General features: G+C 47.0%; 42 protein-coding genes (1 of these 42 only partly in view). 41 read left to right on the forward strand and 1 reads right to left on the reverse strand.

Annotated features, from left to right (window positions below; genetic code table 11):
• Positions 1-83: 83 nt before the first annotated feature.
• The 38 genes from tuf to P404_RS0108900 all read left to right on the forward strand — a co-directional run bounded on the left by tuf (position 84) and on the right by P404_RS0108900 (position 21,886).
• Positions 84-1,271, forward strand: a complete 1,188-nt coding sequence (gene tuf, locus P404_RS0108715; protein WP_014969148.1) for an elongation factor Tu — start codon at positions 84-86, stop codon at positions 1,269-1,271.
• Between the two features lie 316 nt (positions 1,272-1,587).
• Positions 1,588-1,896 carry a 30S ribosomal protein S10 gene (gene rpsJ, locus P404_RS0108720; protein ID WP_014969149.1) on the forward strand — a complete coding sequence of 103 codons (309 nt, stop codon included), beginning with the start codon at positions 1,588-1,590 and terminating at the stop codon, positions 1,894-1,896.
• Positions 1,897-1,964: 68 nt separating this feature from the next.
• The gene (rplC, locus tag P404_RS0108725) at positions 1,965-2,591 is read left to right on the forward strand and encodes a 50S ribosomal protein L3 (protein ID WP_014969150.1); all 627 of its coding nucleotides are present in this window, start codon (positions 1,965-1,967) and stop codon (positions 2,589-2,591) included.
• Between the two features lie 29 nt (positions 2,592-2,620).
• A complete protein-coding gene (rplD, locus tag P404_RS0108730; protein WP_012369010.1) occupies positions 2,621-3,244 on the forward strand; it encodes a 50S ribosomal protein L4 in 624 nt (207 codons plus the stop codon).
• Positions 3,244-3,528: a 50S ribosomal protein L23 gene (rplW, locus tag P404_RS0108735; RefSeq protein WP_014969151.1), complete on the forward strand. Its 285-nt coding sequence runs from the start codon at positions 3,244-3,246 to the stop codon at positions 3,526-3,528. Before rplD ends, rplW begins: the two co-directional genes overlap by 1 nt.
• A gap of 32 nt (positions 3,529-3,560) precedes the next feature.
• Positions 3,561-4,391 carry a 50S ribosomal protein L2 gene (gene rplB / locus P404_RS0108740; RefSeq protein ID WP_014969152.1) on the forward strand — a complete coding sequence of 277 codons (831 nt, stop codon included), beginning with the start codon at positions 3,561-3,563 and terminating at the stop codon, positions 4,389-4,391.
• Positions 4,392-4,454: 63 nt separating this feature from the next.
• Complete coding sequence (gene rpsS / locus P404_RS0108745) at positions 4,455-4,733, forward strand: 30S ribosomal protein S19 (RefSeq protein ID WP_014969153.1); 279 nt, start codon at positions 4,455-4,457, stop codon at positions 4,731-4,733.
• Between the two features lie 20 nt (positions 4,734-4,753).
• A complete protein-coding gene (rplV, locus tag P404_RS0108750) occupies positions 4,754-5,086 on the forward strand; it encodes a 50S ribosomal protein L22 (protein WP_012369014.1) in 333 nt (110 codons plus the stop codon).
• A 12-nt stretch (positions 5,087-5,098) separates the two neighbouring features.
• The gene (gene rpsC / locus P404_RS0108755; protein ID WP_014969154.1) at positions 5,099-5,755 is read left to right on the forward strand and encodes a 30S ribosomal protein S3; all 657 of its coding nucleotides are present in this window, start codon (positions 5,099-5,101) and stop codon (positions 5,753-5,755) included.
• A gap of 33 nt (positions 5,756-5,788) precedes the next feature.
• Entirely contained in the window at positions 5,789-6,226 is a 438-nt protein-coding gene (rplP, locus tag P404_RS0108760) for a 50S ribosomal protein L16 (RefSeq protein ID WP_012369016.1), read from the forward strand.
• A complete protein-coding gene (rpmC, locus tag P404_RS0108765) occupies positions 6,213-6,416 on the forward strand; it encodes a 50S ribosomal protein L29 (RefSeq protein ID WP_012369017.1) in 204 nt (67 codons plus the stop codon). The genes rplP and rpmC overlap by 14 nt, the downstream gene beginning before the upstream one ends.
• Before the next feature lie 31 nt (positions 6,417-6,447).
• Positions 6,448-6,711 carry a 30S ribosomal protein S17 gene (rpsQ, locus tag P404_RS0108770; RefSeq protein WP_014969155.1) on the forward strand — a complete coding sequence of 88 codons (264 nt, stop codon included), beginning with the start codon at positions 6,448-6,450 and terminating at the stop codon, positions 6,709-6,711.
• Between the two features lie 48 nt (positions 6,712-6,759).
• On the forward strand, positions 6,760-7,128 hold the full coding sequence (rplN, locus tag P404_RS0108775) for a 50S ribosomal protein L14 (protein WP_012369019.1): 369 nt from the start codon (positions 6,760-6,762) through the stop codon (positions 7,126-7,128).
• Between the two features lie 34 nt (positions 7,129-7,162).
• Positions 7,163-7,474, forward strand: a complete 312-nt coding sequence (rplX, locus tag P404_RS0108780) for a 50S ribosomal protein L24 (RefSeq protein WP_014969156.1) — start codon at positions 7,163-7,165, stop codon at positions 7,472-7,474.
• A 31-nt stretch (positions 7,475-7,505) separates the two neighbouring features.
• On the forward strand, positions 7,506-8,045 hold the full coding sequence (gene rplE / locus P404_RS0108785) for a 50S ribosomal protein L5 (RefSeq protein WP_014969157.1): 540 nt from the start codon (positions 7,506-7,508) through the stop codon (positions 8,043-8,045).
• Between the two features lie 14 nt (positions 8,046-8,059).
• Positions 8,060-8,329 (forward strand): 30S ribosomal protein S14, encoded by a 270-nt coding sequence (gene rpsN, locus P404_RS0108790; RefSeq protein WP_014969158.1) that lies wholly within the window; start codon positions 8,060-8,062, stop codon positions 8,327-8,329.
• 31 nt (positions 8,330-8,360) lie between these two features.
• A complete protein-coding gene (rpsH, locus tag P404_RS0108795; protein WP_012369023.1) occupies positions 8,361-8,759 on the forward strand; it encodes a 30S ribosomal protein S8 in 399 nt (132 codons plus the stop codon).
• 31 nt (positions 8,760-8,790) lie between these two features.
• A complete protein-coding gene (gene rplF / locus P404_RS0108800) occupies positions 8,791-9,327 on the forward strand; it encodes a 50S ribosomal protein L6 (RefSeq protein ID WP_014969159.1) in 537 nt (178 codons plus the stop codon).
• A 37-nt stretch (positions 9,328-9,364) separates the two neighbouring features.
• Positions 9,365-9,715 (forward strand): 50S ribosomal protein L18, encoded by a 351-nt coding sequence (rplR, locus tag P404_RS0108805; protein ID WP_014969160.1) that lies wholly within the window; start codon positions 9,365-9,367, stop codon positions 9,713-9,715.
• Positions 9,716-9,737: 22 nt separating this feature from the next.
• Positions 9,738-10,238 carry a 30S ribosomal protein S5 gene (gene rpsE / locus P404_RS0108810; protein ID WP_012369026.1) on the forward strand — a complete coding sequence of 167 codons (501 nt, stop codon included), beginning with the start codon at positions 9,738-9,740 and terminating at the stop codon, positions 10,236-10,238.
• A gap of 18 nt (positions 10,239-10,256) precedes the next feature.
• Positions 10,257-10,442, forward strand: a complete 186-nt coding sequence (rpmD, locus tag P404_RS0108815) for a 50S ribosomal protein L30 (protein ID WP_014969161.1) — start codon at positions 10,257-10,259, stop codon at positions 10,440-10,442.
• Between the two features lie 35 nt (positions 10,443-10,477).
• Positions 10,478-10,918, forward strand: coding sequence for a 50S ribosomal protein L15 (gene rplO, locus P404_RS0108820; RefSeq protein WP_012369028.1), 441 nt, complete (start codon positions 10,478-10,480; stop codon positions 10,916-10,918).
• Positions 10,918-12,207, forward strand: a complete 1,290-nt coding sequence (gene secY, locus P404_RS0108825) for a preprotein translocase subunit SecY (RefSeq protein ID WP_014969162.1) — start codon at positions 10,918-10,920, stop codon at positions 12,205-12,207. Before rplO ends, secY begins: the two co-directional genes overlap by 1 nt.
• Positions 12,208-12,279: 72 nt before the next feature.
• Complete coding sequence (locus P404_RS0108830) at positions 12,280-12,927, forward strand: adenylate kinase (protein WP_014969163.1); 648 nt, start codon at positions 12,280-12,282, stop codon at positions 12,925-12,927.
• The gene (gene map / locus P404_RS0108835) at positions 12,927-13,679 is read left to right on the forward strand and encodes a type I methionyl aminopeptidase (protein ID WP_014969164.1); all 753 of its coding nucleotides are present in this window, start codon (positions 12,927-12,929) and stop codon (positions 13,677-13,679) included. The genes P404_RS0108830 and map overlap by 1 nt, the downstream gene beginning before the upstream one ends.
• 150 nt (positions 13,680-13,829) lie before the next feature.
• A complete protein-coding gene (gene infA, locus P404_RS0108840) occupies positions 13,830-14,048 on the forward strand; it encodes a translation initiation factor IF-1 (RefSeq protein ID WP_012369032.1) in 219 nt (72 codons plus the stop codon).
• Positions 14,049-14,081: 33 nt separating this feature from the next.
• Complete coding sequence (gene rpmJ, locus P404_RS0108845) at positions 14,082-14,195, forward strand: 50S ribosomal protein L36 (RefSeq protein ID WP_003156543.1); 114 nt, start codon at positions 14,082-14,084, stop codon at positions 14,193-14,195.
• 20 nt (positions 14,196-14,215) lie between these two features.
• On the forward strand, positions 14,216-14,581 hold the full coding sequence (rpsM, locus tag P404_RS0108850) for a 30S ribosomal protein S13 (protein ID WP_012369033.1): 366 nt from the start codon (positions 14,216-14,218) through the stop codon (positions 14,579-14,581).
• 16 nt (positions 14,582-14,597) lie between these two features.
• A complete protein-coding gene (gene rpsK, locus P404_RS0108855) occupies positions 14,598-14,993 on the forward strand; it encodes a 30S ribosomal protein S11 (RefSeq protein ID WP_012369034.1) in 396 nt (131 codons plus the stop codon).
• 137 nt (positions 14,994-15,130) lie between these two features.
• Positions 15,131-16,075, forward strand: a complete 945-nt coding sequence (locus P404_RS0108860) for a DNA-directed RNA polymerase subunit alpha (protein WP_014969166.1) — start codon at positions 15,131-15,133, stop codon at positions 16,073-16,075.
• Positions 16,076-16,108: 33 nt separating this feature from the next.
• Positions 16,109-16,480: a 50S ribosomal protein L17 gene (gene rplQ / locus P404_RS0108865; protein WP_012369036.1), complete on the forward strand. Its 372-nt coding sequence runs from the start codon at positions 16,109-16,111 to the stop codon at positions 16,478-16,480.
• Between the two features lie 95 nt (positions 16,481-16,575).
• Positions 16,576-17,406 carry an energy-coupling factor ABC transporter ATP-binding protein gene (locus P404_RS0108870; protein ID WP_014969167.1) on the forward strand — a complete coding sequence of 277 codons (831 nt, stop codon included), beginning with the start codon at positions 16,576-16,578 and terminating at the stop codon, positions 17,404-17,406.
• Positions 17,394-18,251: an energy-coupling factor transporter ATPase gene (locus P404_RS0108875; RefSeq protein WP_014969168.1), complete on the forward strand. Its 858-nt coding sequence runs from the start codon at positions 17,394-17,396 to the stop codon at positions 18,249-18,251. Before P404_RS0108870 ends, P404_RS0108875 begins: the two co-directional genes overlap by 13 nt.
• Complete coding sequence (locus tag P404_RS0108880) at positions 18,248-19,039, forward strand: energy-coupling factor transporter transmembrane component T family protein (protein WP_014969169.1); 792 nt, start codon at positions 18,248-18,250, stop codon at positions 19,037-19,039. Before P404_RS0108875 ends, P404_RS0108880 begins: the two co-directional genes overlap by 4 nt.
• Entirely contained in the window at positions 19,039-19,788 is a 750-nt protein-coding gene (gene truA / locus P404_RS0108885) for a tRNA pseudouridine(38-40) synthase TruA (protein ID WP_014969170.1), read from the forward strand. The genes P404_RS0108880 and truA overlap by 1 nt, the downstream gene beginning before the upstream one ends.
• A 155-nt stretch (positions 19,789-19,943) precedes the next feature.
• Positions 19,944-20,381: a 50S ribosomal protein L13 gene (gene rplM / locus P404_RS0108890; protein WP_012369041.1), complete on the forward strand. Its 438-nt coding sequence runs from the start codon at positions 19,944-19,946 to the stop codon at positions 20,379-20,381.
• Between the two features lie 24 nt (positions 20,382-20,405).
• Positions 20,406-20,798 carry a 30S ribosomal protein S9 gene (gene rpsI / locus P404_RS0108895; RefSeq protein WP_014969171.1) on the forward strand — a complete coding sequence of 131 codons (393 nt, stop codon included), beginning with the start codon at positions 20,406-20,408 and terminating at the stop codon, positions 20,796-20,798.
• 149 nt (positions 20,799-20,947) lie between these two features.
• On the forward strand, positions 20,948-21,886 hold the full coding sequence (locus P404_RS0108900) for an IS30 family transposase (RefSeq protein ID WP_026829704.1): 939 nt from the start codon (positions 20,948-20,950) through the stop codon (positions 21,884-21,886).
• 61 nt (positions 21,887-21,947) lie between these two features.
• Here the strand turns inward: P404_RS0108900 and P404_RS0108905 are convergent, their stop codons facing one another.
• On the reverse strand, positions 21,948-22,238 hold the full coding sequence (locus tag P404_RS0108905) for a hypothetical protein (RefSeq protein WP_026830527.1): 291 nt from the start codon (positions 22,236-22,238) through the stop codon (positions 21,948-21,950).
• Positions 22,239-22,338: 100 nt separating this feature from the next.
• Here P404_RS0108905 and P404_RS0108910 point away from each other — a divergent pair, with 100 nt between their 5' ends.
• From P404_RS0108910 to P404_RS0108920, 3 genes are all read left to right on the forward strand, one after another.
• Positions 22,339-22,971 carry a M15 family metallopeptidase gene (locus P404_RS0108910; RefSeq protein ID WP_026830528.1) on the forward strand — a complete coding sequence of 211 codons (633 nt, stop codon included), beginning with the start codon at positions 22,339-22,341 and terminating at the stop codon, positions 22,969-22,971.
• Positions 22,972-23,153: 182 nt separating this feature from the next.
• Positions 23,154-24,185 (forward strand): P-loop NTPase, encoded by a 1,032-nt coding sequence (locus tag P404_RS0108915; RefSeq protein WP_014969174.1) that lies wholly within the window; start codon positions 23,154-23,156, stop codon positions 24,183-24,185.
• 2 nt (positions 24,186-24,187) lie between these two features.
• Positions 24,188-24,561, forward strand: the 5' portion of a protein-coding gene (locus P404_RS0108920) for a KinB-signaling pathway activation protein (protein ID WP_014969175.1). 232 nt of this gene lie beyond the right edge of the window; only the first 374 of its 606 coding nucleotides appear in the window; the start codon lies at positions 24,188-24,190; the stop codon falls past the right edge of the window.

Genomic DNA, 24,561 nt, shown 5'->3' on the forward strand with positions numbered 1-24,561 from the left:
TAAGCTAAGGAAGGTGTACGTTATTCGACGATTCACCTTCCTAGTTATAAAATATTATCAGACATATAGAGGAGGAATTCAGAATGGGTAAAGAAAAATTCGACCGTTCTAAACCGCACGTTAACGTTGGTACAATTGGTCACGTCGACCACGGTAAAACAACTTTAACAGCTGCTATTTCAGCTGTACTTGCAAAATCACAAGGGAAAACTGCTACTAAGTTTGACCAAATCGATGGTGCTCCAGAAGAGCGCGAACGTGGTATCACGATCGCAACAGCTCATATCGAGTACGAAACAGAAAAACGCCACTATGCACACGTTGACTGCCCAGGTCACGCTGACTATGTTAAAAACATGATCACTGGTGCTGCACAAATGGACGGCGCGATCCTCGTTGTTTCTGCAACTGATGGTCCAATGCCACAAACACGTGAGCACATCTTGCTTTCACGTCAAGTAGGTGTTCCTTTCATCGTAGTATTCATGAACAAAGTCGACATGGTTGACGACGAAGAGCTTCTTGAACTCGTTGAAATGGAAATCCGTGAACTTCTTTCTGCTTACGATTTCCCAGGCGATGACCTCCCAGTTATCCAAGGATCTGCTCTTGGCGCGCTTAACGGCGAAGCTAAATGGGAAGAAAAAATCATGGAACTCATGACAGCTGTTGATGAGTACATCCCTGAGCCAACTCGTGACACTGAAAAAGACTTCATGATGCCAGTTGAGGATGTTTTCTCAATCACTGGTCGTGGTACAGTAGCTACTGGCCGCGTTGAGCGTGGAGTTCTTAAAGTCAACGACGAAGTTGAAATCGTTGGTCTTCACGAAGAAACTAAAAAATCAGTATGTACTGGTGTAGAGATGTTCCGTAAGCTTCTTGACTATGCTGAAGCTGGCGACAACATCGGAGCTCTTCTCCGTGGTGTATCACGTGACGACATCGAGCGTGGACAAGTTCTCGCGAAACCAAACACAATCACACCGCACAAAATTTTCAAAGCGCAAGTTTACATCCTTTCAAAAGAAGAGGGTGGCCGTCACACGCCATTCTTCGGTAACTACCGTCCACAGTTCTACTTCCGTACAACTGACGTAACTGGTATGTGCCAACTTCCTGAAGGAACTGAAATGGTTATGCCTGGGGACAATATCGAATTGACTATTGAACTCATCGCGCCAATCGCTCTTGAAAAAGAAACTCGTTTCTCAATCCGTGAAGGTGGCCGTACAGTAGGCGCTGGATCAGTTACAGAAATCGTTGAGTAATTTTTAAGCAAAAAGGTCTTCCGTCTCCCGTGACGGAAGACCTTTTTTTGTTTCTTTGAAAACAGTCTTGCAACATGGTCTGACATCTTATATACTGAGGAAAGTGTTTGTGCGAGTGGTGAGAGACTTGAAAACAAATTCTATTTTATTTTACTTGCTTTCCGTCTTGGAATTAAGTACACTAGAATATGTTGGTCACAAACACAACGCGATGAAGCGGGAGGTTATGACACACCAGGCGGCATTGCCATGGCTAGTGTGGAAATTTCCGCGGAGAATGTCTATTTACAAAATAGGCGAAAAGGAGGGAAACAACATGGCAAATGAAAAAATTCGGATCCGTTTGAAAGCATACGATCACCGCGTGCTTGATCAATCGGCTGAGAAAATTGTCGAAACAGCAAAACGTTCTGGTGCTACTGTATCTGGTCCGATCCCACTCCCAACAGAGAGAGCGATCTACACAGTACTTCGTGCCGTTCACAAGTACAAAGATGCTCGTGAGCAGTTCGAAATGCGTACACACAAACGTTTGATCGACATCGTTAACCCAACACCGAAAACAGTTGATGCGCTTATGCGTCTTGAACTTCCATCGGGCGTTGACATTGAAATCAAACTTTAATTTTTCTTCTATAAATAGTTGATACTAGCCAGAAGATCAAAATCATTCAATATTAGGAGGTGTATCTCATGGCTAAAGGAATCTTAGGAACTAAACTCGGTATGACACAGATCTTTAACGAATCAGGTGAAGTAGTACCAGTTACTGTCGTTTCAGTAGAAGGTAACGTTGTTCTTCAATTGAAGACAATGGAAGTGGACGGTTACGAAGCAGTCCAGCTCGGCTTTGGTGATATTAAAGAAGGTCGTCAAAACAAACCGCAAAAAGGTCACGCAGCGAAAGCTAGTGCGACACCTAAGCGCTTCATTAAAGAAATCCGTACATCAGTAGCAGATTTCGAAATCGGTCAAGAGATGAAAGCAGATACTTTCGCTGCAGGCGAAATGGTTGATGTAACAGGTACGTCGAAAGGTAAAGGTTTCGCTGGAGCAATCAAGCGTCACAACCAATCACGTGGTCCAATGGCTCACGGTTCGCGTTACCACCGTCGCCCAGGTTCAATGGGTCCTGTCGCTCCAAACCGTGTATTCAAAGGGAAATTGCTCCCAGGACGCATGGGTGGAGAGCAAGTCACTGTTCAAAACCTTGAAATCGTAAAAGTTGATGTAGAACGCGGCTTACTCCTCGTCAAGGGTGCTATCCCGGGCGCACGTAAGAGCCAAGTTGTCGTCAAAACTGCGGTAAAAGGCAACTAATTTGTTTGCAAGGAAAGGAGGAATAACGAATGCCTAAAGTAGCTTTGCTTAACCAAACAGGTACACAAGTTGGAGATATTGAGCTCGCAGATGCCGTTTTCGGAATCGAGCCAAACGAAGCAGTCGTATACGATGCAATCGTCATGCAACAAGCTTCACGTCGCCAAGGTACACATGATACAAAAGGTCGCTCGGAAGTTCGCGGTGGCGGCCGTAAACCATGGAAACAAAAAGGTACTGGTCGTGCACGCCAAGGTTCGATCCGTTCGCCACAATGGGTTGGCGGTGGAACAGTCTTCGGTCCAACACCACGTTCGTACGCTTATAAACTTCCTAAAAAGGTTCGTCGTCTCGCATTACGTTCAGCACTTTCTTCGAAAGTCGCTAACAACGAGTTCATCGTTCTTGAAGGATTGACAATCGATGCTCCGAAAACAAAAGACATGATTTCGGTCTTCGCTGCTCTTTCAATCGAACGTAAAGTCCTCGTCGTTACAGCTGATTACAACGAGACAGTCGTTCTTTCAACACGCAACATTCCAGGTGTCACAGTCGTTGACGCTGCTGGAGTAAACGTCCTTGATCTTGTCGCACACGACAAAGTCATCTTCACGAAGGATGCTGTTGCGAGAGTAGAGGAGGTGCTTGCATAATGGCAAACGCACACGACATTATCAAACGTCCTGTAATTACTGAACGCTCAGTGAACCAAATGGCTGAGAAAAAGTACACGTTCGAAGTAGACGTAAAGGCATCTAAGCCACAAATCAAAGATGCAGTTGAAGCGATCTTCGGCGTTAAAGTTGAAAAAATCAACACACTAATCTCAAAACCAAAAGCAAAACGCGTAGGTCGTCACGCTGGTTACACAGCACGCCGCAAAAAAGCGGTCGTCACGCTTACTGCAGATAGCAAAGAACTCGATTACCTCGGTTAATCGGTACTCTGTAGAAAAGGAGGGAACTCTCGATGGGAATTAAAAAGTTTAAACCGACCACTAACGGTCGTCGTAATATGACTGCGCTTGACTTTGCTGAGATTACGGCTTCACGTCCTGAAAAATCGTTAACTGAAAAGCTTACGAAAAAGGGCGGACGTAACAACCAAGGTCGCTTGACAGTACGTCACCAAGGTGGCGGACACAAACGTAAATACCGTATCATCGACTTCAAACGTAACAAGGATGGCATCGCTGGCCGTATCGCTACAATCGAGTACGATCCGAACCGCTCTGCAAACATCGCTCTTGTACACTACATCGATGGTGAAAAACGCTACATCCTCGCACCTAAAGGATTGAAAGTTGACATGCAAGTCATGTCAGGAGTTGACGCTGATATTAAAGTCGGTAACGCTCTTCCACTTTCAAACATCCCAGTTGGTACATTGATCCACAACATCGAACTTAAGCCAGGTAAAGGTGGTCAGCTCGTTCGTTCAGCTGGTACTTCTGCTCAGCTTCTCGGTAAAGATGGTAAATACGCGATTGTTCGTCTCCAATCAGGCGAAACACGTATGATCCTTGCTACTTGCCGTGCAACAATCGGCGCTGTCGGTAATGAAGAGCATGAGCTCGTCAATATCGGTAAAGCTGGTCGTTCACGCTGGCTCGGAAAACGTCCTACAGTTCGTGGTTCTGTTATGAACCCAGTCGATCACCCACACGGTGGTGGTGAAGGACGTGCTCCAATCGGTCGTTCGGGCCCACTTACTCCTTGGGGTAAACCGGCACTCGGATACAAAACTCGTAAGAAAAACAAAGCGAGCGATAAATATATCGTCCGTCGTTCTAAAAAATAATTACGTGATTTCTGAACGGTTCGCAGGAACCGTTCCTGAATCATGCCAAAGGGAGGTACAACTATGGGTCGCAGCATGAAAAAAGGTCCATTTGCAGATCACCATTTGCTTGCTAAGGTTGACAAAGCCAATGAAGCTGGTGACAAGCATGTTATCAAAACTTGGTCACGCCGTTCTACAATCTTCCCAGAGTTCATCGGTCACACGATCGCTGTCTACGATGGTCGTAAACACGTACCGGTTTACGTGACAGAAGATATGGTCGGTCACAAACTTGGTGAATTCGCGCCAACACGTTCTTATAAAGGACATGCTGGAAACGATAAGAAGACTAAACGTTAATCTGAGGGGAGGTACTCATTATGCAATCAAAAGCATCGGCTAACATGGTTCGCATTGCTCCTCGTAAGGCACGTCTAGTAGTAGACTTAATCCGCGGGAAGCAAATCGGCGAAGCACTTTCGATTCTTGCTTACACGAACAAGGCAGCAACGCCAATCGTTGAGAAAGTATTGAAATCGGCAATCGCGAACGCTGAGCACAACTTCGACATGAACATCGAAAACCTCGTAGTAACAGAGGCTTACGTCAACGAAGGTCCAACGCTCAAACGTTTCCGCCCACGTGCAATGGGTCGCGCAAGCCGCATCAACAAACGTACGAGCCACGTTCATATCGTGGTATCTGAAAAATAAGGAGGGATTACCGTGGGTCAGAAGATTAACCCAACTGGTCTTCGCGTAGGTATCATCAAAGACTGGGAATCACGTTGGTTCGCAGATAAAGACTATGCTGATCTCCTTCATGAAGACTACGTAGTTCGTGAATATATCGAAAAACGTCTGAAAGATGCAAGTGTTGCTAAAGTTGAAATCGAGCGCGCAGCAAACCGCTTGAACATTTCACTTCACACTGCTAAACCGGGTATGGTTATCGGTAAAGGCGGTTCGGAAATCGAAACACTTCGTACAGACATCACTAACCTTGCAAAAGGCAAACGCGTTCACGTTAACGTCGTTGAAGTGAAAAACCCGGATGCAGTTGCTAAACTCGTCGCTGAGAACATCGCACGCCAACTTGAAGGCCGTGTATCGTTCCGTCGTGCAATGAAGCAATCAATCCAACGCTCTATGCGTTCAGGTATCAAAGGAATCAAGACTGAAGTTTCTGGTCGTCTTGGTGGCGCTGATATCGCTCGTTCAGAGAAGTATTCAGAAGGAACAGTTCCACTTCATACACTCCGTGCAGACATCGATTACGGTACTGCAGAAGCTGATACAACTTACGGCAAAATCGGCGTAAAAGTATGGCTCCACCACGGTGAAGTGCTTCCTACGAAAAAAGCAGCAGCTAACGAACAATAATCCACATCCGTCTAGGGAAGGAGGCAACACAACATGTTGTTACCAAAACGTGTAAAATATCGTCGTGTTCACCGCGGCAACATGCGTGGTAAAGCGAAACGTGGTACTACAGTACATTTCGGCGAGTTCGGTATCCAAGCTCAAGAAGCTAGCTGGATCACTAGCCGTCAAATCGAATCAGCGCGTATCGCGATGACTCGTTATATGAAACGTGGTGGTAAAGTGTGGATCAAGATCTTCCCACACAAACCATACACTAAAAAACCTCTTGAAGTCCGAATGGGTTCAGGTAAAGGTGCTCCGGAGGGCTGGGTTGCAGTCGTCAAACCGGGGAAAGTAATGTTCGAAATCGCAGGAGTATCGGAAGAGATCGCACGCGAAGCTCTCCGTCTTGCATCACACAAACTTCCAGTAAAATGTAAGTTCGTAAAACGTGAAGAAAATGGTGGTGATACGAATGAAAGCAACTGATCTCCGTCAGCAAACTACAGAAGAGCTCAACGGTAAAGTCGGTTCGTGGAAAGAAGAGTTGTTCAACCTTCGTTTCCAACTCGCGACTGGTCAGCTTGAGAACCCTGCTCGTATCCGTGAAGTGCGCAAGTCGATTGCACGCGCGAAAACCGTTCTTCGTGAACGCGAACTCGGCATCAACAACGCATAATTCACTCGGATTCTGAGAGGAGGAACACTCAATGGAACGCACTAACAACCGCAAAGTATTAACTGGACGCGTCGTATCTGACAAAATGGATAAAACGATCGTGGTTTCAGTTGAGACAAAAGTAAAGCACAAGCTCTACGGCAAACGCGTAAACTACTCGAAGAAGTATAAAACGCATGATGAAAGTAACACAGCTAAAATCGGTGACGTCGTACGCATTCAAGAAACACGTCCACTTTCTAAAGACAAACGTTTCCGTCTCGTAGAAGTCGTCGAAAAAGCAGTAATCATCTAAACTCTAATTAGTTCGGATGAATAAACATCCGGAGGGAGGTACAATCGTATGATTCAACAAGAATCTCGCTTGAAAGTAGCAGACAACTCAGGAGCTCGTGAAGTCTTGACGATCAAAGTCCTCGGTGGATCTGGTCGCAAAACTGCTAACATCGGTGACGTAATTGTTTGCACAGTTAAACAAGCAACACCAGGTGGCGTTGTCAAAAAAGGTGAAGTTGTACGCGCAGTAGTCGTTCGTACTAAACGTGGCGTTCGTCGTAAAGACGGTTCGTACATCCGTTTTGACGAAAACGCAGCAGTCATCATCAAAGATGATAAAAGCCCACGTGGCACACGTATCTTCGGACCAGTCGCACGCGAACTTCGTGAAAAAGACTTCATGAAGATCGTCTCGTTGGCACCGGAAGTACTTTAATTCCAAAGAATTCCTACAAGGAGGTGCTCTAACGATGCATGTCAAAAAAGGTGATAAAGTTCAGGTTATGACTGGTAAAGATAAAGGCAAACAAGGTGTTGTCCTTACTGCTATGCCTAAAAAAGATCGCATTATCGTCGAAGGCGTTAATATGATCAAGAAACACTCAAAACCTTCTCAACTCAACCCGCAAGGCGGAATTGTCGAGAAAGAAGCACCGATTCACGTATCGAACGTTATGCTTATCGACCCTAAGACAGGAAACCCAACACGCGTTGGTTTCACTGTGGTTGACGGCAAGAAAGTACGTATCGCTAAAAAATCGGGCGAAGCTTTAGATAAATAAGAAGATTTAAAGAAAGGAGGTCCACTTTCTGATGAACCGTTTAAAAGTAAAATACCAAGACGAAATCGTCAAAGTAATGATGGAGAAATTCAACTATACTTCTGTAATGCAAGCGCCGAAAGTCGATAAGATCGTAATCAACATGGGTGTTGGTGACGCTGTTACGAACACGAAAGCACTTGACATGGCAGTCGAAGAGCTTCAGCTCCTCACTGGTCAGAAGCCACTCATCACGAAAGCTAAGAAATCAATCGCTGGTTTCAAACTTCGTGAAGGTATGCCAATCGGCGCGAAGGTAACACTTCGTGGAGAGCGCATGTATGAGTTCCTCGACAAGTTGATCAACGTGTCACTTCCACGTGTACGTGACTTCCGTGGTGTATCGAAGAAATCATTCGATGGCCGTGGTAACTACACGCTAGGCGTGAAGGAACAATTGATCTTCCCAGAGATCGACTACGATCGCGTATCGAAAGTCCGTGGTATGGACATCGTTATCGTAACAACTGCTAATACGGATGAAGAGTCACGTGAGCTTCTCACAGCACTCGGCATGCCATTCCAAAAATAAGGGAGGCCGACAACATGGCTAAGAAATCAATGATCGCACGTGAAGTAAAACGTCAAGCACTCGTAGAGCGCTACGCTGAACAACGCGCAGAATTGAAAGCACAAGGCGACTTCATCGGCTTGAGCAAACTCCCACGTAACTCTTCAGCGGTTCGTTTACACAACCGTTGCAGTATCACTGGCCGTCCACACGGTTACATTGGTAAATTCGGTATCAGCCGTATTAAGTTCCGTGATCTTGCTCATAAAGGTCAAATCCCTGGTGTTAAAAAAGCAAGCTGGTAATTCATTAAAGTTGTGAAAGGAGGTACATCGCATGGTTATGACAGATCCGATTGCAGATATGCTTACACGCATTCGTAATGCAAACATGGTTCGCCATGAGAAGTTGGAAATGCCAGCTTCTACAATCAAACGTGAAGTCGCTGAAATCCTCAAACGTGAAGGTTTCATCCGCGATGTTGAATATCTCGAGGACAGCAAACAAGGTACGCTCCGCGTATTCCTTAAGTACGGCGCAAGCAACGAACGCGTCATCACTGGACTCAAACGTATCTCGAAACCAGGTCTTCGCGTTTACGCGAAAGCTGATGAAATCCCGAAAGTACTCGGTGGTCTCGGAATCGCTATCGTTTCAACATCTAAAGGTGTTATGACAGACAAAGAAGCTCGCCAACAAAAAGTCGGCGGCGAAGTGATCGCATACATCTGGTAATTCACGCATAAAAAGAACGGAGGTGTCTTAAATGTCACGTATTGGTAAAAAGCCAGTCGTTATCCCAGCAGGCGTTACAGTAACAGTTGAAAACAGCACAGTTACAGTAAAAGGTCCTAAAGGTGAACTCACTCGTGAGTTCAACCCGACTATGGCTATCAACGTAGAAGGTAATGAATTGACTGTCACTCGTCCAAACGACGAGAAAGCTAACCGTACAATCCACGGAACGACTCGTGCGCTTATCGCGAACATGGTCGAAGGTGTAAACAACGGTTTCGCTAAGACACTTGATATCCAAGGTGTTGGTTACCGTGCTCAAAAGCAAGGTAACAAAATCGTACTCAACCTCGGTTATTCACACCCAATCGAGTACACTCCGGAACAAGGCATTGAAGTCGAAGTTCCTACGAATACGCAAATCATCGTTCGCGGTATCAACAAAGAGCGTGTTGGACACGTTGCTGCATTGATTCGTTCGTACCGTCAACCTGAGCCTTACAAAGGTAAAGGAATTCGTTACAGTGATGAAATCGTTCGTCGTAAAGAAGGTAAAACAGGTAAGTAATTCGTTGATACGAATTGACCGGAAAGGAGTGGCATAAATGATCTCAAAGGCAGACAAAAACGCTACGCGTAAAAAGCGTCATGGTCGTGTACGTCGTACAATCATCGGGACGGCAACTCGTCCACGTTTGAATGTATTCCGTTCGAACAAGAACATTTACGTACAAGTCATTGACGATGCAACACATGCAACACTCGCATCTGCATCATCACTCGACCTTGAAAAAGGCAACACGACTGACGCTGCAACAGCAGTTGGTAAGCTCGCAGCTGAACGCGCTCTTGAAAAAGGTATTGAAACAGTCGTTTTCGACCGTGGAGGATATCTCTATCATGGACGTATCAAAGCTGTAGCTGAAGCAGCTCGTGAAGCTGGTCTCAAATTCTAATAGAAAAGGAGGGAACCTCTACATGCGCCAGTTAGAAATTAACATGGATCAACTCGAAGAACGCGTTGTTACTGTAAACCGCGTCGCGAAAGTAGTAAAAGGTGGCCGTCGCTTCCGTTTTGCTGCACTCGTCGTCGTAGGTGACAAGAATGGTCACGTAGGTTTCGGTACGGGTAAAGCTCAGGAAGTGCCTGAAGCGATCCGTAAAGCAATCGAAGATGCTAAGAAAAACATGGTTAACGTTCCAATCGTTAACACTACAATTCCACACGAAATCAACGGAATTTTCGGTGCAGGTCACGTCTTCTTGAAACCTGCTTCTGAAGGTACTGGAGTCATCGCTGGTGGTCCAGTTCGTGCGGTTCTCGAATTAGCGGGAATCAACGACATTCTTTCGAAATCACTTGGATCAAGCACTCCAATCAACATGGTTCGTGCGACTGTTAAAGGTCTCACATCACTTAAACGTGCTGAAGACGTTGCGAAACTCCGCGGTAAAACCGTCGAAGAACTTCGCGGTTAAGAAAGGGAGGGAATACAGATGGCGAAACTCGCAGTTACCCTCACACGCAGCATGATCGGTCGTCCGGAGAACCAACGCGTTACTACTCGTACGCTTGGTCTCCATAAGATGCACCAAACTGTTGTTGTACCTGACAACGCTGCTATGCGTGGGATGATTAACCACGTGTCACACTTATTGACAGTAAAAGAAATTCAAGAGTAATAGTTCGATATAATTTTATGAGGAGGTGCCCCACTATGAAACTCCATGAATTGAAACCAGCTGCTGGTTCACGTTCAGAACGCAACCGTGTAGGTCGCGGTATGTCTTCTGGTAACGGTAAGACTTCTGGCCGTGGTCACAAAGGTCAAAAAGCTCGTTCAGGCGGTGGTGTTCGTCCAGGTTTCGAAGGTGGACAAAACCCACTTTTCCGTCGTTTACCAAAACGCGGCTTCAACAACCCGACTCGTAAAGAGTTCGCGGTTATCAACCTTGACACACTTAACCGTTTTGAAGATGGAACGGAAGTAACACCAGAACTTCTTATCGAGACTCGCGCAGTCAAAGGTATGAAAGATGGCGTGAAGATCCTTTCAAACGGTAAGATTGAAAAGAAACTGACAGTAAAAGCTCACAAGTTCTCCGAAGCTGCGAAGCAAGCGATCGAAGCTGCCGGCGGTACGGTTGAGGTGATCTAATGTTTCAAGCGATCTCCAATATGTGGCGCGTAGCCGACATCCGTCGGCGCATTCTCTTTACCTTGGCCCTGATTATCGTCTTCCGAATCGGAGCACATATCCCAGTACCAATGGTAAACACTGAAGTATTCAAGATCGATGAGAATGGTATTCTTGGTTTCTTGAACTCCTTCGGCGGGAATGCTTTGCAGAATTTCTCACTCTTTGCGATGGGAATCATGCCGTATATCACGGCCTCGATCGTTGTCCAACTCTTACAGATGGACGTTGTTCCAAAGTTTGCCGAATGGGCAAAACAAGGAGAGGCGGGCCGTAAGAAGTTAGCAACGGTAACGCGCTATGGAACGATCGTACTCGGCTTAGTCCAAGCGTTTGGAATCGCGCTTGGATTTAACCGTATCTACCCAGGTCTTGTCAATGAAGATTTTGGCACCTGGACGTACGTTATGATTGCACTTGTTTTGACGGCGGGTACCGCATTCTTGATGTTCCTCGGTGAACTCATCACGGAGAAGGGCATTGGTAACGGGATATCAATGATCATCTTCGCTGGGATCGTCGCGGGCTTCCCGAACGCATTCCGTCAGATTTACGAAACAAAGCTCCAAAATGCAGGGGATGCTTTGTTTGTCAACGTGCTTTATATCGTACTGTTGCTTTTAATCATCATCGCGGTCATCGTCGGTGTCATCTATGTGCAGCAAGCTGCCCGGAAGATTCCGATTCAGTACGCCAAGCGTACGGTGAACCGTGCTCCAGTTGGCGGCCAATCGACACACTTGCCGATTAAGCTTAACGCTGCTGGGGTTATCCCAGTTATCTTCGCTGTATCGTTTATGGTGACTCCACCAACGGTTGCAAGTTTCTTGGCAAGTCCGGAAAACGCGACGAAGATTCGTGACATCTTCGACTATACGAGTCCAATCGGTATGTCGATTTATGTAGCGCTCATCATCGCATTTTCGTACTTCTATACATTTGTTCAGGTTAATCCGGAACAGATGGCAGAGAACCTTCAAAAACAAGGCGGATACATTCCTGGTATTCGTCCTGGTAAGCAAACGGAACAATACATCACGAAGATCCTATATCGTCTGACATTCTTCGGCTCACTTTTCCTAGCTGTGATCGCGGTCACGCCAACGTTCTTTATTAAGTTCGCTGGCTTACCGAACTCGGTCCAGATTGGTGGAACAAGCTTACTGATCGTCATCGGTGTAGGTCTTGAGACGATGAAACAGATTGAAAGTCAACTGGTTAAACGACACTACAAAGGCTTTATCCGATAAGGCGGGAGGAAGGGGACCATCCCTTTCCTTTCTGTTGTGTCTATAGAGTCTATAGAAGTGGAGGCTACCGACATGAATCTTGTATTGATGGGCTTGCCGGGTGCTGGAAAAGGGACGCAGGCTGCGAAAATCATCGAAGACTACGCCATTCCACACATCTCGACAGGCGACATGTTCCGCGCGGCGATTAAAGATTCAACACCGCTCGGGCAGGAAGCGAAATCGTACATGGATAAAGGGGAACTCGTTCCGGATGAAGTCACAATCGGCATCGTACGTGAACGTCTCGCCAAAGAAGACTGTGCAAATGGTTTTCTTCTTGACGGTTTCCCACGCACAGTGAAACAAGCAGACGCACTTGAAGTGTTGCTTGCGGATCTAAACAAACAAATCGATCACGTCATTCACATCGGTGTGAATCCAGAAAAACTTGTGCCTCGTTTGACAGGTCGCCGGATTTGCCCAACATGTGGAGCAACGTATCATGTCCTCTACAACCCACCAAAAGTGGACGGAGTATGTGATATCGACGGGTCAGCACTTGTTCAACGTGAAGATGATCAAGAAGAGACGGTTCGCCGTCGTCTTGAAGTCAACGTCGCTCAAGCGCAACCTTTGATTGACTTTTACGCTGAAAAAGGGTATCTTCGTAATTTGGACGGTGATCGTCCGATTAATGAAGTTTACTCCGATGTTCAAGCACTTCTTGGTGGTCAGTAATGATCATTACGAAAGCGCCGCGTGAAATCGACATCATGCGTAAGGCAGGACAAATCGTCGCCCGGACGCATAAAGAGCTTCAAGCTCATATTCGTCCAGGGGTCACAACGGGGCAACTCGATGCGATTGCTGAACGTTATATTCGAAGTCAAGGGGCAACACCATCGTTTAAAGGTTATAATGGATTTACTGGGAGCATTTGTGCGTCAGTAAATGAAGAACTTGTCCATGGTATTCCGGGTGACCGCGTACTCCACGATGGAGACATCATCTCGATTGATATCGGGGCGGAGTATAACGGATATCACGGAGATTCAGCCTGGACATATCCGGTAGGTACAATCTCTGAAGAGACGAAGCGGTTACTTGACGTAACTGAAGAATCTCTGTATAAAGGATTGGAGCGCGCCAAAGCTGGCGTGCACCTGACAGATATTTCGCATGCGATCCAGTCACATGTTGAAGCTGCGAATTTTTCTGTAGTCCGCGAATATGTGGGCCACGGCGTGGGACAAAATTTGCATGAAGATCCGCAAATCCCACATTATGGACCACCGGGGAAAGGGCCGCGCCTGAAAACCGGCATGACTTTGGCGATTGAGCCAATGGTCAATGTCGGGAAACGCTATGTTCGCACGCTATCCGACAATTGGACGGTAGTGACAGTGGACGGTAGCATGTGCGCCCACTTTGAGCACACCATCGCCATCACAGACGAAGGCTACGAGATCTTAACGGTCGATGCAGAGTGAGCTGTGCGCGTTATTGGTGTCACCTTTCTATAAGCCGCTATCCACTCGTGTTTGTGACCGATGATTCTCTCACGGCTACTGTAGAAAGCCCCTAAGCGCTACAAATCGTCTGGGCTCCCAATCAACTTTATAGAGAAAGGGGTATAATTGATGGCGAAACAAGATGTAATCGAAGTGGAAGGTACGGTTATCGAACCGCTTCCAAACGCGATGTTTAAGGTGGAGTTAGAAAACGGCCACACGGTCCTCGCGCACGTCTCAGGGAAAATTCGGATGCACTTCATTCGGATCCTGCCAGGAGATAAAGTAACAGTTGAGTTGTCACCATACGACTTGACTCGCGGACGGATCACATACCGTTTCAAATAAAAACTCCGATTTTTTCAGGAGGAGGTATTCACAATGAAAGTAAGACCTTCGGTTAAACCGATCTGTGAAAAGTGTAAAGTTATCCGCCGTAAAGGCAAAGTAATGGTTATTTGCGAAAACCCTAAGCATAAACAAAAACAAGGGTAATTAAACAAGGAGGTGCACACATGGCACGTATTGCTGGTGTAGATATTCCACGTGAGAAACGCATCGTTATCTCACTCACTTACATCTATGGTGTTGGTAAAACGACTGCTCAGAAAGTCTTGAAAGAAGCTGGTATCTCTGAAGATACTCGTACTCGTGAATTGACTGAAGAACAACTCAACCAACTCCGTGATGGATTAGATAAAGTAAAAGTTGAGGGTGACCTTCGTCGTGAAATCTCACTCAACATCAAACGTTTGATCGAAATCGGTTGCTACCGTGGTGTTCGTCACCGTCGTGGTCTTCCAGTTCGTGGTCAAAACACTAAAAACAACTCGCGTACTCGTAAAGGCCCACGCCGTACAGTAGCGAACAAGAAGAAGTAAGGGAGGGTAAACTAAGATGGCAAAACGTAAACAGAATGTTCGTAGTAAACGTAAAGTCAAAAAGAATATTGAGTCTGGTATCGTTCATATCCGTTCAACATTCAACAACACAATCGTTACGATCACTGACATGCAAGGGAATGCAATCTCTTGGGCAACTGCAGGAAACATGGGCTTCAAAGGCTCACGTAAATCAACTCCATTTGCTGCGCAACTCGCTTCTGAAACTGCTGCGAAAACAGCGATGGATAACGGTATGCGTACTGTAGAAGTTAACGTTAAAGGTCCTGGTGCAGGTCGTGAAGCTGCAATCCGTGCGCTCCAAGCAATCGGTCTTGAAGTAACAGCGATCCGTGACGTAACTCCAGTTCCACACAACGGTTGCCGCCCTCCAAAACGTCGTCGCGTGTAACCCGTCTTGTACTGCAAAGCGGAAATTCGAGTAGACTTTCGTTGATCGTTTGACCAAGCATGGCAGTAGACACGTACACAAGACGGTTGGCGATTGAACGCGATGGCCAACATGACGATATTCAAGGAGGGGTTCAGATGATCGAAATCGAAAAACCGAAGATTGAAACGATCGAATTAAGCGACAACGCTACGTTTGGTAAATTCGTGGTAGAACCGCTTGAGCGTGGATTCGGTACAACGCTTGGTAACTCTTTGCGTCGTATCCTATTATCTTCACTTCCGGGTGCTGCAGTCACTGCAGTCCAAATCGATGGCGTTCTTCATGAGTTCTCGACAATTGATGGCGTTGTAGAAGACGTTACCCAAATCATCTTGAATCTTAAGAAACTCGCCCTCAAAGTTTACTCGGAAGAAGAGAAAACACTTGAGATCGATATCCAAGGCGCTGGCGTTGTCACGGCTGCGAACATTACGCATGACAGCGACGTCGAAATCCTCAACCCAGAACTCCACATTGCAACACTTGCAGAAGGTGCATCACTTCATATGCGTCTGACCGCTCGTCGTGGTCGTGGTTACGTTCAGGCTGAAGATAACAAACGGGACGATATGCCAATCGGCGTCATCCCAATTGATTCCATTTACACGCCAATTCAACGTGTAAACTATCAAGTTGAAAAAACACGTGTCGGTCAAGATGCGAGCTTCGATAAATTGACACTTGATGTTTGGACGGACGGTTCACTCCGCCCTGAAGAAGCAGTGTCACTCGGTGCAAAAATCATGACAGAACACTTAAACATCTTTGTTGGTCTTACGGACGAAGCGCTCCATGCCGAAATCATGGTCGAAAAGGAAGAAGATCAAAAAGAAAAAGTACTTGAAATGACGATCGAAGAACTCGATCTTTCAGTTCGTTCGTACAACTGTTTGAAACGTGCCGGCATCAATACGGTTCAAGAACTCGCGAACAAGAGCGAAGACGAGATGATGAAAGTTCGTAACCTCGGACGTAAATCACTCGAAGAAGTTCAAGCGAAACTCGATGAACTCGGACTGGGCCTACGTAAAGAAGACTAAAACTATTAATTGCACGAAGGAGGGAATCCATCCATGGCATACTCGAAATTAGGCCGTACAAGCTCACAACGTAAGGCACTTTTGCGTGACCTTGCGACTGATCTCATCATCAATGAGCGTATCCAAACTACAGAACAAAAAGCGAAGGAACTTCGTCCAGTCGTTGAGAAACTCATCACTTTAGGTAAACGCGGTGATCTCCACGCTCGTCGTCAAGTTGCATCGTTCGTTCGTCGCGAAGCTGCTGGTCAAAACGAAGCTGGTAAAACACAAGATGCAATCCAAAAATTGTTTGCTGATGTTGCTCCACGTTTTGCTGAGCGTCAAGGTGGTTACACACGTATCATGAAAATGGGACCACGTCGTGGTGACGGCGCAGAAATGGTCATCATCGAACTCGTTTAATTTTTAAATGATTCGGATAAAAGGGCAGTGCGTAACTCGCTTCTGCCCTTTTGTTACAAATGAAATTATTTTGATTTGATGAAGGAGGAGCAGACATGGCAAAGCTGATTGAGTTGGAACAGGTGACCTATCGTTACCCGGAACAAGAACAACCAGCGTTGCAAGATGTCTCTCTGACGATCCGTTCGCAGGAATGGGTCGCCATCGTTGGACACAACGGCTCTGGAAAATCAACGCTGACGAAGCTGTTTAACGGATTGTTGCTTCCTGAACAAGGAACGGTCACTGTCAACGAGATGTTCTCGAGTGCAGTGCCGGAGCAACTGTGGGAGATGCGCCGCGCAATCGGTATCGTCTTTCAAAATCCGGATAATCAATTCGTTGGCACGACCGTGCGCGACGACGTGGCATTTGCCCTCGAAAATTGGGGTGTGCCACGCGAGGAAATGGTTCGTCGTATCGACGACAGTCTAGCGCGCGTTGGCCTTACGGATTTTGTTGATCGGGAACCCCATCAACTATCCGGCGGACAGAAGCAGCGTGTCGCAATCGCCTCGGCGCTTGCGATGCGCCCTGATGTTCTCGTGCTCGATGAAGCAACATCGATGCTTGATCCGATTGCACGAACTGAGGTTATGTCGACCGTTCAAGAATTATATGAACAACATCCGATGGCCGTCGTTGCCATTACGCATGAACTCGACGAAGTCTTACGGGCAAGTCGTGTGATTGTCATGGATGCGGGTCAAATCGTATTAGAAGGAACACCGCAAGAGGTGTTTGCACAATCCGCGTTTCTTGAGCAGATTGGACTGGATGTTCCATTTGTCGTCCGGGTGCAGGAGCAACTTTCGGCACGTGGTCTTACTTATGAGGACACGATACTAGATGAAAGAGACTTGGTGAACCGCTTATGCCAATCTTAATCCAGGAATTGAATTATACGTACCAACTCAATAGTCCGTTTGAACGAGTCGCGCTGCGTGATGTGAATCTTGAGATTCCGTCAGGGGCGCTTGTTGCGTTTGTGGGACATACCGGTTCCGGGAAATCGACACTTGTTCAACATATCAACGGATTGTTAAAACCGACTGCTGGAAAAGTACAGGTCGATGACATCATCATTGAACCAAAACGTAAACAAGATTTAAAAGCGTTACGGAAACGGGTTGGGCTTGTCTTCCAGTATCCGGAATATCAACTGTTTGAAGAAACCGTCTTGAAGGATGTCATGTTTGGTCCGATGAACTTCGGACACGAACCGTCAGAAGCTGAACGTTTGGCGAAGGACGCACTACGTACCGTCGGGCTGGATGAAGTGTTCTGGTCACGTTCACCGTTTGACCTGTCTGGTGGGCAAATGAGGCGTGTTGCGATTGCGGGCGTACTCGCTAGTCAACCAGACGTGTTGATCGTCGATGAACCGACGGCAGGACTCGATCCGCAAGGACGTAAGCAGATGCTTCGTCTGTTCGCTGAGCTTCATGCACAATCCGGGATGACGTTACTGTTAATCACACACGATATGGACCAAGTGCTCGAATATACGAACCGGGTCGTTGTCATGGAAGATGGGCAAGTGGCGTATGATGGAGAACCAATGGGTCTATTCCGTCAAGAAACGTTATTGCGTCAATTCCATCTCGACTTACCCCATGTCTTAGCATTCGCTTGGCAAATGGCGGATCAGTTGAACATCAACCGGCCGACCCTTCAGACAGAAGCCGAATTGATTGAGTGGATTTTGCATGTACGGGAGGGAAGACGATGATCGTTGGCCAACATATACCGGGAACATCGTATTTACACCGTTCGTCTGCTGTCGCTAAAATCATTTTTGCGTTTTGTTTCATTCCGCTCGTCTTTTTGGCCAACAATGCAGCAACCAATCTTTTTTTACTCGTGTTTACATTTTTGGCGCTCGCGAGCAGTAAATTACCGATCCGTTATGTCTTAAAAGGACTACGGCCGATTTTATTTTTAATCGTCTTTACGTTTATCATTCAGCTGCTGTTTACCCGGGAAGGGGCGGTACTGCTCGAATTCGGCTGGTTCAAGATCTACGAAGAAGGGTTACGTCTTGCGATCATCGTCTCGCTCCGATTCTTTTATCTGGTCTCGATCACGACACTCGTCACGCTGACGACGTCACCGATTGAACTGACGGATGCGATTGAGTTGTTACTCAAACCGTTTAAGGTCGTCCGTGTCCCGACGCATGAAATTGCCTTGATGCTGTCGATTTCGCTCCGTTTCCTGCCGACCCTGGCAGAAGAGACGGAGAAGATCATGAAGGCGCAACAGGCACGTGGCGTCGATCTATCGGCAGGACCCATCAAGGAACGGTTGCGGGCCATCATTCCTCTGCTGATTCCCCTGTTCATCTCGGCCTTTAAACGGGCCGAGGATCTCGCGACAGCGATGGAAGCGCGGGGGTACCGTGGTGGTGAAGGCCGAACACGGCTCCGCGAGTCGAAGTGGACAGGGCGAGATACGGGTCTGATGATTCTCCTTGTCGCACTCGGACTCCTTTTAGTTTATTTACGAGGAGGGTTTTGATGCGACGTTTTAAATGTACGATTCAGTATGATGGGACGGACTATTCCGGGTATCAAGTCCAACCGAACGGTCTGACGATCCAGGAAGTGATCGAGAAGACGCTGGAGCGGATGCACAAGCATCCGGTCAAGATCATCGGCTCCGGACGTACAGACGCCCGTGTACACGCTCAGGGACAGGTCATTCATTTTAATACGGAGTTATCGATTGCTCCAGCCAGCATGGTGAAGGCATTAAATACGTTATTACCGGACGATATTCGAATTCGTGATTGTAAAGAGGTCGCTTCTGACTTCGAAGCAAGGTATGATGTAGTAGGGAAAGAATATCGGTACTTCGTGCGTCAGACGGAAGATGCGTTTCGGCGTCATCAATCGGTCTTGATTCCGTATTCACTCGACGTGGCGCAAATTCGTCTGGGATTAGCGTATTTAGTCGGGACTCATGACTTTAGTTCGTTCTGTGTCGCGAAGACAGAGACGGACAATCGTGTTCGGACGATTTATGAGGCGGAACTGATCGAGCAAGGAGACGAACTGATTTTCCGTTTTCACGGAAGTGGTTTTCTCTACAATCAGATTCGGATCATGGTCGGCACGTTGCTTGATGTCGGACGCGGGCGTTTTGCTCCGGAAGACATCAAACGAATGCTCGAAGCGAAGGATCGAAACGTCGCTGGTGTGACGGCACCACCGCACGGGTTATACCTTTGGGAAGTTTTCTACCCAGAGTCTAAAAAAGGCATTTGACATTAGCCGCTAAAAAACATACAATGTTTATTGGCATTTCATTTATTATGAAACCACAATCTTAGCCCCGTACACCTAAGATTCTGATAGATTCAAACAGTGAATAAATGAAAAATCAAAAAAGAAATTTTTAAATTCCTTAGGAGGTATTTTACATGCGCACAACTTTCATGGCGAAAGCTACTGATGTAGAACGCAAATGGCTCCTTATCGACGCAGAAGGCAAAACACTCGGTCGTCTTTCGAGCGAAGTGGCTTCACTTCTCCGCGGTAAGCACAAACCTACGTTCACACCACACGTTGACTGTGGGGATCACGTTATCCTCATCAACGTTGAGAAAATCGTATTAACTGGTAACAAACTCGACAAAAAGGTCTACTACCGTCACTCTGGTCATCCAGGCGGCTTGAAGCAGACTGTCGCACGCGACTTACTCGCTAACAAACCTGAGCGTATGCTTGAACTCGCGATCAAAGGGATGCTTCCAAAAGGTAGCCTCGGTCGTCAAATGTTCAACAAACTCCACGTTTACGCTGGAGATACTCATAAGCAAGAAGCACAACAACCAGAAGTTTACGAACTTCGCGGTTAATACGAATTTAGGAGGAACTACACGATGGCAGATGTACGTTACTACGGCACTGGTCGCCGTAAAAGCGCGGCAGCTCGCGTTTTCCTCGTTGCTGGAGACGGTAAAGTCACAGTTAACGGGCGCGATATCAGCGAATACTTCGGTTATGAAACTTTAATCATGACTGCAAAAGAACCACTTGTACTCACAGAAACAGAAGGCAAATACGATATCATGGTAACGGTCAAAGGCGGCGGCTTCACTGGTCAAGCAGGCGCAATCCGTCACGGTATCTCACGTGCTCTTCTTCAAGCGGATCCAGACTTCCGTGGCACACTTAAAGCTAAAGGTTTCCTCACACGCGATGCTCGTATGAAAGAACGTAAAAAATACGGTCTTAAAGCAGCACGTCGTGCACCTCAGTTCTCAAAACGTTAATCGTTTTTACCTCTCATCCTTACGGGTGGGAGGTTTTTTTGTTTGACGAATTGTAATATTAAGTGCAACACCTGACGGAAAACACAAAAAGCCCATAACGGCCTCGTGTAGAATGGAGTTACCACACCACATTCAACGGAGGATTCATTATGAGCTATATTCATCTTACCACATCAGAAAGAGTCAAAATAGAAACGTATCTCGATTTAGGTTTATCCGTCCGAAAGATTGCGGGACGCCTGGGGCGTCAACCTTCTACGATTTCACGAGAATTAAAACGAAACCCTTACTATGATGCTTCCTGTGCTGACCAGCGTTATGTTGAGCGCAAAAAGAAGTGCGGTGCACGGACGAAGTTCACGCTAGAAAAAGGAGTTCGTATCCTCGAAAAGTTACGCGAGACATGGTCGCCTGAACAGATTGCCGGACGTTTATTCCAAGAAGAAGGACTATCCTTCAAGACAATTTATCGCTGGATCTATACGGGCCTCGTCGAGGCCAATTCTAGTTTTCTTCGCCAAAAGGGAAAGCGTCAGAAACCACGTGAGACGCGTGGACGCTTCAATGTCGGATTACCAATCAGTAAACGTCCAGCCGACGTCAAAGGGCGCCAAACGTTTGGACATTGGGAGCTGGATACTGTCGTCTCAGCCAGAGGGAAATCCAAGGCATGTGTCGCAACGTTCGTCGAGCGAAAGAGCCGTTTCTATCTCGCTGTGCCGATGGAGGATCGGTCCGCTGCCTCGATGGAGTCAGCGATTAAAGCATTGCATCTCTACTTCCCGTCGGGAACGTTTCAAACCGCGACGACAGATCGTGGAAAAGAGTTTAGCTGTCATGAACGAATTCGTGAAACGTTAGGCGTACCGATGTATTTTGCGGATCCGTATTCTTCTTGGCAACGTGGAAGTAACGAGAACGCCAATGGTCTTCTCCGTGAATTTTTCCCGAAGGGGACGGATTTCGGAAAGGTCAGTCGTTCTGAACTCGCTCAAGCGCTCGCCTGGATCAATGGGAGACCACGGAAATGTCTCAACTGGAAAACTGCATACGAGGTCTTCTCGGAAGAAGTGTTGCACTTAATTTGACAAACCGTCGTTTGAAAAAGACCGCTTCTTGACCGGAAATGGTCAAAAAACGGTCTATTGTTCAGGATGTACGACGTCGGATGGTTCGGATGAGGAATAAAAGTGCCATCAAACCAATGAATGTCAGCGGAATGCTCCACAGGAAAAGATCCTTTAAAAAAGAAATAGGATCGTACTCCGTTTGTGAACCGACCTGACCGACAAATGATGTATCCTGACTTAACACGGTGCTGTTCTCAGGGAGAGCGGGCTGATAAGTCGCGTTCGCTTCATGGACCGCATAAAAGTAGATCGCATAACCCATATGTAAGAGAACGGTCAAGACACCCGCAACGGCTAAAATCTTTTTCATCAAAAAACTCCTTTTTCCGAATGAATTGTGAGAACAAGTCCACCGTCAAGTATACCGGATTCCGTTTTCGGGAACAGATGAGAAAGGAGTGTGGTGAAAGATGACAGTATCAGTCAGTTGGTTGCTTGAACGAGCCAATCGGAAACTAAATGTTCCGGGACTCTCGCCGGAAGTCGCCCGAAAGACACGTCAAGTCATCCGGGAGCTCCATGTCAAAGGCATTTATGTCGGCGTCGCCCAAGGATTCCGTTCCTATGCCGAGCAGGAGAAGCTCTATGCGCAAGGACGCACGGCTCCGGGTGCAATCGTCACGAATGCCCGCGGCGGACAATCGAATCATAACCGGGGCATTGCTGTTGATCTGTTTCAGTATTCGATGGACGGGGCAGAGGCGATCTTTAATACCGATGCTAACTTTCAACAAATCGTCCTAGCGATGAAACGACAAGGTTTCTCCTGGGGCGGGGATTGGGACGGATTTAAGGATTATCCACACTTTGAATTAAACAAATCAACGACGGATGCCTTAGTTCCGTATCCGGGTCAACCCCTTTATAGAGGGGCGGTCAACATGAACAGTCGGGACATCGAGCGGATTCAACGCGCTGTCAAAGCGACGGTCACAAAACGATTTGACGCCGAGACGGTTGAAAAGGTCCGTGCCTATCAAACGCGTCAAGGATTAGCAGTCGACGGGGTCGTCGGCCCCGCAACGTGGAATCGTATGTTTTAAAGACAAGGGATCTTCTTTTTGCGGTAGCGAAGAGGACGATCTCTTTTTTTAGGCATCGTCAACGTAGGTTCTTCCAAGTCGACAAGGAAATGTCATCCTTTCCGAGTCGAAATGTGCAAGCGCTATCTTATTTTTGTTATACTGAAATGGATTAAATCGAACGTTCTCAGGGGGAAGGCACTATGTTGAATGAACAAGAAATTCGCGAGGTGGTTGGTAAGCTCGTCGATCCGACGATTGACCGCTCGCTTACAGATACGAACGGGATTCGGGATGTCCGCATCAAGGGAGACTATGTCAGTCTCAAGATTGCGCTAGCACAAGCAGGAACCGGTGAACAGTTGACGTTACAGCAACAGATCGTCAAAGAGTTAAAAGAAAAAGGATTCAAGACAGTTGGTTTACGTTTTGAGGCACTCGGTGATCACGGCATCCAAGCCGCGACAACACCATCGATCCTCAAACCAGACTCAGGGACGACGTTCATCGCGATTGCTTCCGGTAAAGGGGGCGTCGGAAAATCGACGGTATCCGTCAACTTAGCGGTTGCCTTGGCACGTGCAGGGAAGAAGGTCGGCTTGATCGACGCGGATATCTACGGATTCAGCGTTCCGGATATGATGGGAATCGAAACACGTCCGACTGTCGTCAATGACCGGATCGTGCCGCCTGAACGTTTTGGGGTCAAAGTCATTTCGATGGGCTTCTTCGTCGAAGACAACGCACCTGTCATCTGGCGTGGTCCGATGCTTGGGAAGATGTTAAATAATTTCTTCTCAGACGTCGAGTGGGGCGAACTGGATTATTTATTGCTTGATTTACCTCCAGGCACAGGCGACGTGGCGCTCGATATCCATTCGATGTTGCCGAGCTGTCAGGAACTGATTGTCACGACACCACACGCGACCGCAGCATTCGTTGCAGCACGCGCCGGGGCGATGGCAATCAAAACGAACCACCGCCTGCTCGGTATCATCGAGAACATGGCGTATTTCGAAAGCAAGACGACAGGTGAAAAAGAGTATGTCTTTGGTTCAGGTGGCGGAGAGAAGTTGTCAGAAGCGTTAAAAACAGATATTCTAGCTAAGATTCCACTTGGTCAGCCGTATGCGAATGAGACGGACTTCGCACCGTCGATCTATCGTGACGGTCATCCATTTGAAACACACTATAATGAACTCGCAACGCGTGTCATCGAAAAAGTAGAGGGATAAAAATGAAGACTAGAGGATTTTTGAAGCTGTTTTGGATGACGCTCCTGATCGGGACGCTCGCCGGCTTCGTGTTTAACCTTGTCGCTGAACCAGGATATGTCCGGAATCAATCGATTAGCGGATATGTCACAGCACTGGCTTACAGTAGTACATGGACTGCAATCAGCTTGATGGGATTCTTTTCATACCTGATCCTTCACCGGGTCGGACTGGATATCTTCCGAGGGGCTAAGCTCTGGGATCGGGTCCAAATCGTCTTGATTGCATTTGCCTTATTCGACGGGATCTATTTACGGGGATTGGCATTCGGATTCGAAAAGACGAATCTATACATCGGGGAAATGGTCGTGTTATTAATCATTGCGTTTTTTGTCGC

The organism is Exiguobacterium antarcticum DSM 14480 (genome assembly GCF_000685865.1).
In the GTDB taxonomy this organism is placed as follows: Bacteria; Bacillota; Bacilli; order Exiguobacteriales; family Exiguobacteriaceae; genus Exiguobacterium_A; species Exiguobacterium_A antarcticum.